This window comes from Actibacterium sp., assembly GCF_041584535.1.
GTDB lineage: Bacteria > Pseudomonadota > Alphaproteobacteria > Rhodobacterales > Rhodobacteraceae > Actibacterium_D.
In genome coordinates this window covers 1-13621 of sequence record NZ_JBFHDW010000034.1, presented here as the reverse complement: position 1 = coordinate 13621, position 13621 = coordinate 1, and the positions used below count along the sequence as shown (strand labels likewise).

Sequence of the window (13621 nt, the reverse complement as noted above, 5' to 3'; positions counted from 1 at the left end):
GATGGGCAGGCAAAACAGTGGTTCGACCTTGGGGGAATCGGTAAGTCGCCCGCCCGTCTGGACTTTAAAAAGCTGGAAAATCTGTCAGGTCAGCACATCAATTCCGCCGATGACGACGCTTTGATGGCCGAGTTGGAGGCCTATGTTGCGGTTACGGACACGCCCGCGCTGACCGACCGCCAAAAAGCTGATTTGCGAAAAGCCATGCCAATTGTCAAATCCGGCAGCCGCACCTTTGGTCAGTTGCTTGAAAAGTCTCATTTTATTCTGGGAACCCGGCCCTTCACCCCTGACGAGAAGGCGGCGAATGCTCTGGATGATGTATCCCGTGGTATACTGAACGAATTGACGCATGAATTGCAAAATGCTAGCTGGACCCGAGACGCGCTGGAAGCGGCGGTTGCGGATTTTGCCGAGGCTCGGGATCTGAAACTTGGCAAGCTTGCACAACCGTTACGCGCGGCGCTGGCGGGACGGACCGTTTCGCCCAGCGTATTCGATATGATGCTGCTCATCGGCCGGGATGAAACACTTGCCCGACTGGCCGATGTGATGCCATAAGCGGGACAACCCGCACGCTGCTACGTCATCGACCGGCGCCTGTCCGCGGCGGTCTTTCAGAGAGGGATAAGAATGCCAGAAAGCACCAAGACCGCCACACTGACGATCGGTGATAAAACCCTTGAGCTTCCGATGTACACGCCGACCGCCGGTCCGGACGTGATCGACATCACCAAGCTCTATTCTCAGGGCGGCGTGTTCACGCACGATCCGGGGTTCACCTCGACTTCTTCCTGTGAATCCACCATCACCTTCATCGATGGCGACAAAGGTGAGCTGCTGCACCGCGGTTACCCGATCGACCAACTGGCCGAGAAATCGCATTATCTGGAAGTCTGCTTTCTGCTGCTTTACGGCGAGCTGCCGACCGCCGCCCAGATGGAAGATTTCGAAAGCCGCGTGACCCGTCACACCATGGTGCACGAGCAGATCCACAAATTCTTCTCGGGCTTCCGCCGCGATGCGCATCCGATGGCCGTCATGGTCGGTGTGGTTGGCGCGATGTCGGCCTTCTATCACGACAGCACCGACATTTCCGATCCGTGGCAGCGCGAAGTCGCATCGCTGCGTCTGATTGCCAAGATGCCGACCATTGCTGCGATGGCCTATAAATACACCGTCGGTCAGCCCTTCGTGTATCCGCGCAACGATCTGGACTATGCCTCGAACTTCCTGAGCATGTGCTTTGCCGTGCCCTGTGAAGAATACGAGGTGAACCCGATCCTCAGCCGCGCGATGGACCGCATCTTTACCCTGCATGCCGACCACGAGCAGAACGCCTCGACCTCGACCGTGCGTCTGGCCTCGTCCTCGGGCGCGAACCCGTTCGCCTCGATCGCGGCAGGCATCGCCTGTCTGTGGGGTCCGGCCCATGGCGGCGCCAACCAGGCGTGCCTGGAAATGCTGCGCACCATCGGCACCGTCGATCGCATCCCTGAATTCATCGCCCGCGCCAAGGACAAGAACGATCCGTTCCGTCTGATGGGCTTTGGCCACCGCGTCTACAAGAACTTCGACCCGCGCGCCAAGGTGATGAAACAGTCCGCCGACGAGGTTCTGGACCTGCTGGGCATCGAGAACAACCCGACCCTGCAAGTTGCCAAGGAACTGGAACGTCAGGCGCTGGAGGATCCGTATTTCGCCGAGAAGAAACTGTTCCCGAACGTCGATTTCTATTCGGGCATCATTCTTGAGGCGATGGGCTTCCCGACCGAGATGTTCACCCCGATCTTCGCGCTGTCGCGCACCATCGGCTGGGTCAGCCAGTGGAAAGAGATGATCTCGGAGCCGGGCCTGAAAATCGGCCGTCCGCGTCAACTTTATACCGGTCACGCCATGCGCGACTATGTCGAGGTTGAAAACCGCTAAGCGCGGACCTTGCGACACCAATCAGACGGCCGCCCCAATCGGGCGGCCGTTTTCGTTTCCACGCCCGATCAGGTGCCCCGTCGCAGCAGCGCATGAAAAAACCGCCCGCCCTTTCGGGCAGGCGGTTTCTATTCCGTCGCGGGTTGCGGGCTTAGCCGACCAGTTCAAGACCCGAGAAGAAGTAAGCGATTTCCACCGCTGCGGTTTCTTCGGCATCCGAACCGTGAACCGAGTTTTCGCCGATCGACAGCGCGAATTCCTTGCGGATGGTGCCTTCGGCGGCTTCGGCCGGGTTGGTGGCGCCCATGACTTCGCGGTTCTTGGCAATGGCGTTCTCGCCTTCCAGAACCTGAACCACGATCGGCTCGGACGCCATGAAGTCGCACAGTTCGCCATAGAACGGGCGCTCTTTGTGCACAGCATAGAACACGCCAGCCTGAGCCGGGGTCAGGTGAATGCGCTTCTGAGCGATGATGCGCAGGCCAGCGGCTTCGAGCTTGGCGTTGATGGCGCCGGTCAGGTTGCGTTTGGTCGCGTCGGGCTTGATGATGCTGAAGGTGCGTTGAATCGCCATGTCATTTCTTCCAGTGTCTGAGGCCGCCAAACGGCGGCGAATTTCGCCGTCCTGCTACCATGCAAGGCGTGATTTGAAAAGCGGCGATTGACGGCGGCGGCCGCATAGGTCACATGCCGCACATGCTCAAGATCCAAGATATCTCGTATGCCGTCGATGGTCGCCCTCTGTTCGAGGGCGCCAGTGCTGTTATCCCCACCGGCCACAAGGTCGGCCTGATCGGTCGCAATGGTGCCGGCAAGACAACGTTGTTCCGGTTGATCCGGGGCGAACTGGCGCTGGAAAGCGGCGACATCTCGCTGCCGTCGCGCGCCCGCATCGGTGGCGTCAGCCAAGAGGTGCCGTCGTCGGACATCACCCTGCTGGAAACGGTGCTGGCCGCCGATACCGAACGCGCCGCCCTGCTGGCCGAGGCCGAGACCACCACCGACCCGTCGCGCATCGCCGAGGTGCAGACCCGGCTGGCCGATATCGACGCATGGTCCGCCGAGGGCCGGGCCTCGTCGATCCTGAAAGGTCTGGGGTTTGACGATGCCGAACAGCGGATGCCGTGCTCGGCTTTTTCCGGCGGCTGGCGGATGCGCGTGGCGCTGGCGGCGGTTCTGTTCGCCCAGCCTGACCTGCTGTTGCTGGACGAACCGACCAACTATCTGGACCTAGAAGGCGCGCTGTGGCTGGAAAGCTATCTGGCGAAATACCCGCATACGGTGCTGATCATCAGCCACGACCGCGGCCTGCTGAACCGGGCGGTGGGCGCGATCCTGCATCTGGAAAACAAGAAACTGGCCTTTTATCAGGGCCCTTATGATCAATTCGCCCGCACCCGCGCCGAACAGCGCGCCGTGCAGGCCGCGCAGGCCCGCAAACAGGCCGACCGCCGCGCCCATCTGCAAAGCTTTGTCGACCGGTTCAAGGCCAAGGCCAGCAAGGCCAAACAGGCGCAGAGCCGGGTCAAGATGCTGGAGAAAATGCAGCCCATCACCGCGCCTGAAGACGCGGCGCGGACGGTCTTTACCTTTCCCAGCCCCGAAGAATTGTCACCGCCGATCATCGCGCTTGAAGGCGCGTCCTGCGGCTATGGCGATACGGTGGTTCTGCGCAATCTGAACCTGCGGATCGATCAGGACGACCGGATCGCACTGCTGGGCAAGAACGGTCAGGGCAAATCGACCCTGTCGAAACTGCTGTCGGACCGGCTGCCGGTGATGAGCGGGCGGATGACGCGCTCGAACAAGCTGCGGATCGGATATTTCGCCCAGCATCAGGTGGACGAACTGCATATCGACGAGACGCCGCTGCAACATCTGCAACGCGAGCGCCCCGATGTGATGCAATCGAAACTGCGGGCGCAACTGGCCGGGTTCGGTCTGGGTGCCGATCAGGCCGGGACCGAAGTGGGCCGCCTGTCGGGCGGACAAAAGGCGCGGCTGTCGCTGCTGCTGGCGACGCTGGACGCGCCGCATCTGCTGATCCTTGATGAGCCGACCAACCACCTGGATATCGAATCGCGTGAGGCCCTGGTCGAGGCGCTGACCGCTTATTCCGGCGCGGTCATTCTGGTCAGCCACGACATGCATCTGCTGTCGATGGTGGCCGACCGGCTGTGGCTGGTCAAAGATGGTCAGGTGGCGCCGTTCGAAGACGATCTGGAAGCCTACCGCGCCCTGTTGCTGACCAGCGACAAACCCGCGCGCGCGTCAGCAAACGCCGCGCAAACGCCGCGCCCGCGCGCCACGCGCGAGGATGTTCAGGCCCTGCGCGCCGAGGTGCGCAAATGCGAGCAGCGGGTCGAAAAGCTGAACGATATGCGCGACAAGCTGGCGAAAAAGCTGGCCGACCCGGATATTTACGAGCCCGAACGCCTGTCGGAATCGCAGGTCTGGCAAAAGAAATATGCCGAGGTGATGGACGGTCTGGACCGCGCCGAAAGCATGTGGATAGCGGCGCTGGAAAAGCTGGAATCAGCGCAAAGCTAGGCCGCCCCTGCAATTCCGCCCGCCCTGCCCTATATCGGTAAGGCACAGATCGGGGCTTTGGCATGAGCGCAGACGACACCGCCAGATTTATCTATCTCGGCCTGCTTTTGGCGGCGGTGGGCGGCTATTTTCTGGCCCATGCCCGCAAGCGTCCGGGCCGGATCGCGCAGCAGGCGACGGTCTGGGGGCTGATCTTTCTGGGGGTGATCGCCGCCGCCGGTCTGTGGGGCGACATTCGCCAGACCGTGGCACCGCGGCAGATGGTCTATGCCGATCAGGGCCGCATCGTCGTGCCGCGCGGCGCGGATGGGCATTATCACGTCGTCGCGCAGATCAACGGCGTCGACGTGCCCTTCGTGGTCGATACCGGCGCGGGCGAATTGGTGCTGACCCGGCGCGATGCCCAGCGGGTCGGGTTGAACCCCGACGGCCTGAGTTTCCGGGCTCAGGCCCGCACCGCCAACGGATCGGTTGCAACCGCGCCGGTGCGTCTGGACCGGGTGCAGCTTGGCCCGTTCACCGACCGCAATCAGCGCGCTTGGGTGAATGGCGGCGAGATGGATACGTCGCTGATGGGGATGGGGTATTTACAGCATTTCGACAAGATCGAGATCACCGGCACCCAGTTGGTGCTGTCGCGCTAAGCGGCGGCCGGGCTTGAGTGTTTTCGCCAAGAAAAAGACCGGGCGCGGTTAATTGCGCTCGGCCTTCTTTTCCCAGCGGCCCGACTCTTCGGACCAGTATTGCGCCGCGACCCCTGCGTCGGTCAGGGTTTTCCATTGCGCGCGGGCATGGGCCAGCGCCTCGGGGTCATTGCCGTCAAACAGGATGCAGACCCGTTCCAATGCCGCAACCTCGTCCGGGGTGACCTCGGCGCCGTCGATCGCCATCAGGCATTGCGCGCCGTTCGGCACCTGCGGCGCGGTGGTCAGCAGCACCGGCTGATCGGCATCAAAGCCGGTGCCGGCGCGGCCATGCGGCAGAAAGCTGTTCTCACCGCCCAGCCACAGCCGGTCATCCAGCCAGGTGATCCGGCCCTCGTCAGTGCCGCGCACCGCCACCCGCCAGCCAGCGGCCAGAGATTTCTCCAGCAGCATCGGCAAGGTGACCTCAAGCGGTTGCCGGGTCAGGTGATAGAACAGCGCGTTTCCCATCAGCCTTCAAATTTATCGGCGATCAGGCGGTTCAGCGCCATCACCCCCCACCCGGTCGCGCCCTTGGGGGCCAGTGTGATGTCGGATTTCACATGCGCCACCCCGGCGATATCAAGGTGAATCCACGGGGTTTCATCCTTGACGAAGCGTTTCAGGAACATCGCCGCAGTGATCGAGCCCGCCGGGCGGCCGCCGGTGTTCTTGATGTCGGCGATGCGGCTTTCGATCAGCTTGTCATAGGCGGGCGACATCGGCATCCGCCATGCGCCTTCGCCCTCGGCCTTGGCGGCAGAAAGGAAGCTGTCGCAAATCGCGTCATCGTTCGAGAACACCCCGGCGTTTTCATGGCCCAGCCCGATGACGATCGCGCCGGTCAGGGTGGCAAGGTTGATCATGCCCGAGGGCTTGAACCGCTCTTGCGCATACCACAGCACATCGCCCAGAACGAGGCGGCCTTCGGCGTCGGTATTGATGATTTCAACGGTAACACCGCGCATGGATTTCACCACGTCGCCGGGGCGGGTCGCGGTGCCCGAGGGCATGTTCTCCACCAGCCCGACCAGACCGACGACATTGGCCTTGGCCTTGCGCAGCGCCAAGGTGCGCATCACCCCGGCCACAACGCCCGCGCCGCCCATGTCCATGGTCATGTCTTCCATGCCAGCGGCGGGTTTGATGCTGATGCCGCCGGTGTCGAACACCACGCCCTTGCCGACCAACGCCAGCGGCGCCGCGCCTTTTTCGCCGCCGTTCCATTGCATGACCACCACTTTGGACGGGCTGGCCGAGCCCTGCCCGACCGACAGCAGCATCCGCATGCCCAGCTTTTCCAGATCGGCCTCTTCCAGAATCTCGACCTCAAGCCCCAGTTCCTGCATCGCGGCAAGGCGCGCGGCGAAATCGTCGGTGGTCAGGACGTTGGCCGGTTCATTGACCAGATCGCGGGTAAAGAAGATGCCTTCGGCCAGCGCCGCATAGGCGGCCGAGGCGGCGGCAAGGTCTTCGGGTTTCGAGGCCATGACCCGCACCGCGCCACGGGCCGGTTTGTCCTTGGTCTTGTAAAGGTCGAATTCATAGGCGCGCAGCGCAAAGCCAAAGGCCAGATCGGCGGCATTCAGCAGGGTGCCAGCGGCGATCAGCACATCCGCCTTGCCCTGCGCCTTGGCCAGAGCGGCCCCGGCCTTGCGGGCGTCATCAACGCTGGCGCGGCGATCCAGCCGGATCAGATCGACCGCCTCGGCCGCCAGACCCGAGGGAAAGGCAAGGCTGCGGATCTCGCCCGATTTCATCTTTTCAAAACCCTCAGAGTCAGCGAACCGGGCCAGCGCGCCACGGGTCAGCTTGTTCACCCGCCGCCCCACCGCGTCCAGCTTGCCTTCGGCGCCGATCAGAACCGCGATCCGGCCGGGTGCAGTGGCGATGGCGTCAAGGTCGGTCTCGGAAAAGGTGATTTCGGGCGGGGTTGTCATGGCGCTCTCCGTGTTGGGTTTACAAATACCTAAGCCTTGCCCCGCCGGTTGACCAGATAGCAGTTTTACCTGCGCCGCAATTGGTCTAGGGTCGCCGCGATCCGTTCGGTCCTGGGGGGACTCGTGCCGCGATTTGATCGCTATTTGCTGTCGCAACTGACAGTCGTCTTTGGGTTCTTTTCCTTGGTCCTGGTCGCCGTTTACTGGCTGCACCGGGCGGTGAGGCTGTTTGACCAGCTGATCGGCGATGGCCAGACCGCGGGCGTGTTCCTGCAAATCACCCTTTTGGCGCTGCCGAATGTCATCAAGCTGGTGCTGCCGATCTCGGCCTTTGCGGCGACGGTCTATGCGGTGAACCGGCTGATGTCGGAAAGCGAATTGGTGGTGGCGCAGGCCAGCGGGTTTTCTCCGTTCCGCATGGCGCGTCCGGTGGCGACGTTCGGGCTGTTGGTAACGCTGCTGTTGCTGGTTCTGAACCACGTTCTGGTGCCCGCCAGCCGGGCACAGCTGGCCGACCGCCGGGCCGAGATCGCCGATAACCTGACCGCAAAACTGTTGACGCAGGGCCAGTTCCTGCACCCGGTTTCCGGCGTCACCTTCTATATCGGTGACATCTCGCCCCAAGGCGAATTGCGCGACATTTTCCTGTCGGATGCCCGCAGCCCGCTGCGGCGGATCAGCTATTCGGCGCGGCGTGCGCTGTTGGTCCCGGGCGAGGACGGCGCGCCCAAGCTGGTGATGTTCGAGGGCATGGCCCAGACCCTGCGACTGTCGGATCAGCGGCTGGCAGTGACGCATTTCGCCGATTCCGTGTTCGACATCGGCGGCATGATCGCCACCGGCGCCCAGCGTGGCCGCCGGATCGACGAACTGTCCACGGTCGAACTGCTGACCGCAGCGCCTGATCTGCTGACCGAAACCAGCAAAACCCGCGCCGATTTCCTCAGCGAAGGCACCGCCCGGATCACCCAGCCGTTTACGGCGCTGGCGTCGGTTCTGCTGGGCTTTTCGGCACTGATGCTGGGCGGGTTCAGCCGCTTTGGCCTGTGGCGGCAGATCGCCTTGGCGATTATCCTGCTGATCGCGGCTCAGTTTCTGGACAATGCCTGCACCGATCTGGCGCGCAGTTCAGATCAGTTCTGGTGGGCGCATTACCTGTCGCCGCTGGCCGGTCTGGCGGTGGCCATGGTGATGCTGTGGATCGCCAGCCGACCCCGACGCCGCATCCGCGCGCATCCCGCCCCGGTCGAGGTCACGGCATGACGCTGCATTTTTATTTCGCCCGCAAGTTCGGCCTTAGCCTGATGTCGGTGCTCAGCGCCTTTGCCGGGATCGTGCTGTTGCTGGACGTGGTCGAACAGGTGCGCCGGTTCGAAATCGGCACCGTGACCTTTGCGCAAATTCTGGGCCTGTCTTTGCTGAACACGCCCGATGCGCTGTATAGCATCCTGCCGCTGGTGGTGATGCTGTCGACGCTGACGCTGTATCTGCGGCTGGCCCGCAGTTCCGAACTGGTGGTGACGCGGGCCTCGGGGCGCTCGGCGCTGCGCAGCCTGATGGCGCCGGTGGTGACGGCGCTGCTGGCCGGGGCGCTGACCGTGGCGGTGTTGAACCCGCTGGTCGCCGCCACCACCAAGAAATACGAGGAAACCTCTGAAACCTATCGCAAGGGCAGCCACAGCGCCCTGTCGATCAGCCGCGAAGGTCTGTGGCTGCGCCAAGGCTCGAGCGACGGTCAGATGGTGATCCGCGCCCCGCGCGCCAATTCCGATGGCACGGTGCTGTATGACGTCACCTTCATCGCCTTTTCGCGCGACACCGGGCCGATTTCCCGGATCGAGGCCCGCCGGGCCGAACTGACCGCAGGCGCGTGGCAATTGACCGATGCCAAGCAATGGCAATTGGCCGATCACAGCCTGAATCCCGAACAGCTGGCGCAGCGGTTTGATAGTCTCAGCCTTGCCTCGGACCTGACACGTGAACGCATCCGCGACAGTTTCGGCGCGCCGGAAACCGTGCCGATCTGGGAATTGCCCCGATTTATCCGTGATCTGGAAGCCGCCGGATTCTCGGCCCGCCGTCACCGGGTCTGGCTCCAGATGGAACTGGCCCAACCGGCAATTTTCGTGGCGATGGTTTTGCTGGCGGCGGTGTTCACCATGCGCCATACCCGCTTTGGCCGGACCGGAACCATGGTGATGATGGCATTCGGGTTGGGGTTGGGCTTGTATTTCCTCCGCGATTTCGCGCAGGTATTGGGTGAGAATGGTCAGATTCCCGTGGCACTTGCAGCCTGGAGTCCGCCGTTAGCCGCAATCTTGATGGCCGGCGGGCTGTTGTTGCATCTGGAGGACGGATAATGCCGCGCGGAGGCGTCAAATCGGCACTGTCGGCGGCGCTGTGCGCGGCCGCTCTGGGCTTGTCCGCCCCGGTTCTGGCCGAGGCGCCAAGTGCGGCTGCGCAGGCTGAAACCGGTCTGGCATCGCTGATCGCCGACCGGGTCGATGTCAGCGCCGATGGCGTGATCGAGGCGCGTGGCCGGGTCGAAATCCTGTTCGACACTTATCGCCTGATCGCGGAAAGCGTCCGCTACGACCGCCGCATGGATGAACTGACGATCGAAGGGCCGATGCGGATCGTCTCGGCCGATGGCATGATTCTGACGGCGGAATCGGCGCAATTGTCATCGGATCTTGAGAACGGCCTGCTGCGCTCGGCCCGGTTGGTGCTGGACCAGCATCTGCAACTGGCCGCCGCTGAAATTCTGCGCGTCGGCGGGCGCTATTCGGTGCTGGACAAGACCGTGGCCTCGTCCTGCATGGTCTGCATCGGCAATCCGGTGCCGCTGTGGCAGATCCGCGCCAGCCGGGTGATCCACGACTCGCTGGAACAGCAGCTTTTCTTTGAAAACGCCCGGCTTGAGGTCATGGGCCTGCCGATCATCTATCTGCCGCGCATGCGCCTGCCCGATCCGTCGCTGGAACGCTCAACGGGGTTTCTGACCCCGAAAATCCGCGCCACCAACGGGCTGGGGGTCGGGCTTAAGCTGCCGTATTTCATCACCATGGGCCGCCATGCCGACCTGACGCTGACGCCCTATCTCAGCAGCAGCTATACCCGCACGCTGGAAATGCGGGCGCGCCGCGCCTTTGCCTCGGGCACGGTCGAGGTGAACGCCGCAGTGTCGAATGACGATCTGCTGCCGGGCCAGACCCGCGCCTATCTGTTCGCCAAGGGCCAGTTCGACCTGCCGCGCGATTATGAGCTGACCTTTAACATCCAGACCGTCAACGATCCGTCCTACCTGTCGGATTACGATTATTCCGACGCCGACCGTCTGGCCAGCGATGTCACCATCAGCCGCACCCGCCGGGACGAGGATATCGCCGCCGGGCTGATCTATTACCATTCGCTGCGCGCCTCGGAATCGAACGACACCATCCCGTCAACCGTCGGCTATGCCCGGTGGGAGCGCCGCCTGTCGCCCGACCTGACCGGCGGCATCGCATCGCTGTCAGCCGAGGCCTTTGCCTTTGACCGCCGCTCGACCACCGATGTGATCGGCCGCGATCTGGCGCGGTTTTCGCTGGATGCCGACTGGCAACGCAACTGGACCCTGCCGAACGGTATGTTGGTCGGGCTTCAGGGCGCGGTGTCGCTGGATTACTATGGCATCACCGATGACAGCACCACGCCCGATGGCACCCTGCGCCTTGCGCCCTTTGTGGCGACCGAACTGCGCTGGCCGATGGCCCGCAGCGGCGCCAATGGCGCGACGCAGGTGATCGAGCCGGTGGTGCAACTGGTCTGGAGCACCCCGGACAACAGCGACATCCCGAACGAGGACAGCCTGTCGACCGCCTTTGACGAGGGCAACCTGTTCTCGCTCAGCCGCTTTCCCGGCGCGGACAGCTATGAACAAGGGTTCCGCGCCAATCTGGGCGTCGGCTGGACCCGCTATGCCGAAACCGGCTGGTCGGCCGGCGTGACGGTCGGGCGCATCCTGCGCTTTGACACCTTCAACCAGTTTTCGCCGGACAGCGGCCTGAGCGGCGCCAGCAGCGACTGGCTGGCGGCGGTCAACCTGACCACGCAGGGCAACCTGTCGCTGACCAACCGGGCGCTGTTCGATGACGACGCCACCTTTACCCGCAACGATCTGCGGGTGAATTGGGCCAATGACCGGCTGTCGCTGGGATCAAGCTATATCTGGCAGGTCGCCGACCTGACTGAGAACCGCCCCGATCCCAGCAACGAATGGCAGATGGATGCGTCCTATGTTCTGACCCCTGGCTGGACCGGCAAGGCCGACTGGCGCTATGACTTTGCCGCCTCACGCGCCGCGACGGCCGGGATCGGGCTGGAATATGCCAATGAATGCGTCACGGTCGATCTTTCCCTCTCGCGCCGCTTTACATCATCGACTAGTGTGAGGCCGACGACGGACCTCGGTCTGACAATTTCGCTGAACGGTGTCGGAAACGGCTCGCAAGGTTCTTCCTATCGCCGTAGCTGCGCCCGATAAAAGAGCAGAACGGACAGAGTAACATGACCCGACTGACCCGCCTTCTAATCGCAATCGCCCTTGTCCTTGCGGTGCCCGCAGCGGCAACCGCCCAGCAAGGCCAGCCTTTTGCGCCGCGCGTTTTTGTCAACGACCGGGCGATCACCAATTTCGAGGTCGAACAGCGCATTCGCCTGATGGCGGCGCTGAACAGCCCCGGCGACCTGCCCGCCATTGCCTATCGCGATCTGATCGACGACCGGCTGCGCATTGACGAGTCGATCGCCATGGGCATCCAGATCAACGCCGAAGGTCTTGACGCCGGGATGGCCGAATTCGCCAGCCGCGGTGGTGCCTCGCTCGAGGAATTCCTGCAATTCGTCGGCGCTCAGGGCGTGGCCCCCGAAACCTTCCGCGATTTCGTTCTTGCCGGTCTGGCTTGGCGCGCCGTGGTGCAGACCAAATTCGGCCCCAAGGCACAGGTCACCGAGGACGAGATCGACCGCGCCATCGCCCTGTCGACCCGCGCCGGTGGTGCGAAAATCCTGATGTCGGAAATCATTCTGCGCGCCGATACGCCGGAATTCCGCGCTCAAAGTCAGGAACTGGCGCTGGAACTGTCGCATAACCTGAAATCTGCCGCCGCCTTTGCCGAGGCCGCCCGCGCCTATTCGGTGTCGCAATCCGCCAGCATTGGTGGCCGGATCGACTGGCTGGACCTGTCGCTGCTGCCGCAGGCCGTGGCCTCGCAAGTGCTGTCGCTGGGGCCGGGTGAAGTCAGCGAACCGATCCCGCTGCCCAGTGCCATCGGCCTGTTCCAACTGCGCGCGATCGAGGAAAACGACCTGCGTGAACCGGCCTCGCTGGCGGTTGAATATGCCCGCTTGCTGTTGCCGGTCGGTGAAACCGCGCAGGCTGCGAAACTGGCCGAACAGGCCGACACCTGTGACGATCTTTACGGGCTGGCCCAGAAAATGCCGCCCGAGCAACTGATCCGCGACACGCAGACCGTTTCGGACATTCCCGGCGATCTGGCGCTGGCGCTGGCCAAGCTGGACAGCGGCGAATCCGCGATCCTGACCCGCGAAAACGCGGTCGAGCTGGTGATGCTTTGCGCCCGCACGCCGCAACTGGGCGAGGAATTCGACCGCGCGGCCCTGCGTCAGCAACTGGTCACCCAGCGTCTGAATTCCTATTCGGAAAGCTATCTGGCCGAACTGCGGGCGGACGCGATCATCCGCGAGCCATGACCGGCGCGGCCATAGCCCTGACCTCGGGCGAGCCCGCGGGCGTCGGGCCGGAAATTACCGTCAAGGCGTGGCAAACGCTGGGCGCCGAGGTGCCGTTCTTTTGGATCGGCGATCCGGCGCATCTGCCTGCGGGCACCCGGTTCAGCGAAATCGACGACCCGGCGCAAGCCCCCGCCGTCGCGGCGCGGGCGCTGCCGGTGCTGCGCCACCCGTTCCCCGCCGCGGCCACGCCCGGCCAACCGGCACCCGAAAACGCCTCTGCGGTGATCTCGGGCATCCGGCGCGCGGTCGAACTGGTGCAACAGGGCAAGGCCCGCGCGGTTTGCACCAACCCGATCAACAAGAAGGCGCTGCAGGACGGCGCCGGTTTCGCCTATCCCGGCCATACCGAATATCTGGCGGCGCTGGCGGGCGGTGTCGAGGTGGTGATGATGCTGGCCTGCGATGCCCTGCGCGTGGTGCCAGCGACGATCCATATTCCGCTGGCCGATGTGCCGAAAACCCTGACCCGTGCCGGGCTGGAGGCGACACTGCGCATCACCCATGCGGCGATGATCCGCGATTTCGGCATCAGCGCCCCGCGCATTGCCGTCGCTGGCCTGAACCCGCATGCAGGCGAAGGCGGCAAGATGGGGCGCGAGGAACTGACCCTGATCGCGCCGCTGCTTGACGATTTACGTGCCGAGGGCATGACCCTGACCGGCCCCCTGCCCGCCGACACCATGTTCCACGCCGGGGCACGCGCCGGGTATGACGTGGCGGTGG

General features: G+C 63.6%; 11 protein-coding genes and 1 pseudogene. 9 read left to right on the top strand and 3 right to left on the bottom strand.

Features of this window, described 5'->3' with window-relative positions:
* Both ABYW26_RS03095 and gltA read left to right on the top strand, forming a co-directional pair.
* Positions 1–561 (top strand): annotated as a pseudogene (locus tag ABYW26_RS03095) (glutamate--tRNA ligase); the annotation flags it as partial.
* A gap of 72 nt (positions 562–633) precedes the next feature.
* Positions 634–1929 carry a citrate synthase gene (gene gltA / locus ABYW26_RS03090; RefSeq protein WP_372603309.1) on the top strand — a complete coding sequence of 432 codons (1296 nt, stop codon included), beginning with the start codon at positions 634–636 and terminating at the stop codon, positions 1927–1929.
* 151 nt (positions 1930–2080) lie between these two features.
* Here the strand turns inward: gltA and ndk are convergent, their stop codons facing one another.
* A complete protein-coding gene (gene ndk, locus ABYW26_RS03085) occupies positions 2081–2503 on the bottom strand; it encodes a nucleoside-diphosphate kinase (RefSeq protein WP_372603308.1) in 423 nt (140 codons plus the stop codon).
* Positions 2504–2625: 122 nt separating this feature from the next.
* On the opposite strand from ndk, the gene ABYW26_RS03080 reads away from it, so the two are divergent.
* Both ABYW26_RS03080 and ABYW26_RS03075 read left to right on the top strand, forming a co-directional pair.
* A complete protein-coding gene (locus ABYW26_RS03080) occupies positions 2626–4479 on the top strand; it encodes an ABC-F family ATP-binding cassette domain-containing protein (RefSeq protein WP_372603307.1) in 1854 nt (617 codons plus the stop codon).
* Between the two features lie 62 nt (positions 4480–4541).
* On the top strand, positions 4542–5123 hold the full coding sequence (locus tag ABYW26_RS03075) for a TIGR02281 family clan AA aspartic protease (RefSeq protein WP_372603306.1): 582 nt from the start codon (positions 4542–4544) through the stop codon (positions 5121–5123).
* Between the two features lie 48 nt (positions 5124–5171).
* Here the strand turns inward: ABYW26_RS03075 and ABYW26_RS03070 are convergent, their stop codons facing one another.
* Positions 5172–5633 carry a DNA polymerase III subunit chi gene (locus tag ABYW26_RS03070; RefSeq protein WP_372603305.1) on the bottom strand — a complete coding sequence of 154 codons (462 nt, stop codon included), beginning with the start codon at positions 5631–5633 and terminating at the stop codon, positions 5172–5174.
* Positions 5633–7102, bottom strand: coding sequence for a leucyl aminopeptidase (locus ABYW26_RS03065; protein WP_372603304.1), 1470 nt, complete (start codon positions 7100–7102; stop codon positions 5633–5635). Before ABYW26_RS03065 ends, ABYW26_RS03070 begins: the two co-directional genes overlap by 1 nt.
* Before the next feature lie 123 nt (positions 7103–7225).
* Between ABYW26_RS03065 and lptF the strand changes: the two genes are divergently transcribed.
* The 5 genes from lptF to ABYW26_RS03040 all read left to right on the top strand — a co-directional run.
* Positions 7226–8365, top strand: a complete 1140-nt coding sequence (gene lptF, locus ABYW26_RS03060) for an LPS export ABC transporter permease LptF (RefSeq protein ID WP_372603303.1) — start codon at positions 7226–7228, stop codon at positions 8363–8365.
* Positions 8362–9462, top strand: coding sequence for an LPS export ABC transporter permease LptG (gene lptG / locus ABYW26_RS03055; RefSeq protein WP_372603302.1), 1101 nt, complete (start codon positions 8362–8364; stop codon positions 9460–9462). The genes lptF and lptG overlap by 4 nt, the downstream gene beginning before the upstream one ends.
* Positions 9462–11627: an LPS-assembly protein LptD gene (locus tag ABYW26_RS03050; protein ID WP_372603301.1), complete on the top strand. Its 2166-nt coding sequence runs from the start codon at positions 9462–9464 to the stop codon at positions 11625–11627. The genes lptG and ABYW26_RS03050 overlap by 1 nt, the downstream gene beginning before the upstream one ends.
* 23 nt (positions 11628–11650) lie before the next feature.
* The gene (locus ABYW26_RS03045; RefSeq protein ID WP_372603300.1) at positions 11651–12856 is read left to right on the top strand and encodes a peptidylprolyl isomerase; all 1206 of its coding nucleotides are present in this window, start codon (positions 11651–11653) and stop codon (positions 12854–12856) included.
* Positions 12853–13621, top strand: a 769-nt coding sequence (locus tag ABYW26_RS03040; protein WP_372603299.1) for a 4-hydroxythreonine-4-phosphate dehydrogenase PdxA, incomplete at its 3' end; no start/stop codon positions are given. The genes ABYW26_RS03045 and ABYW26_RS03040, both read left to right, overlap by 4 nt.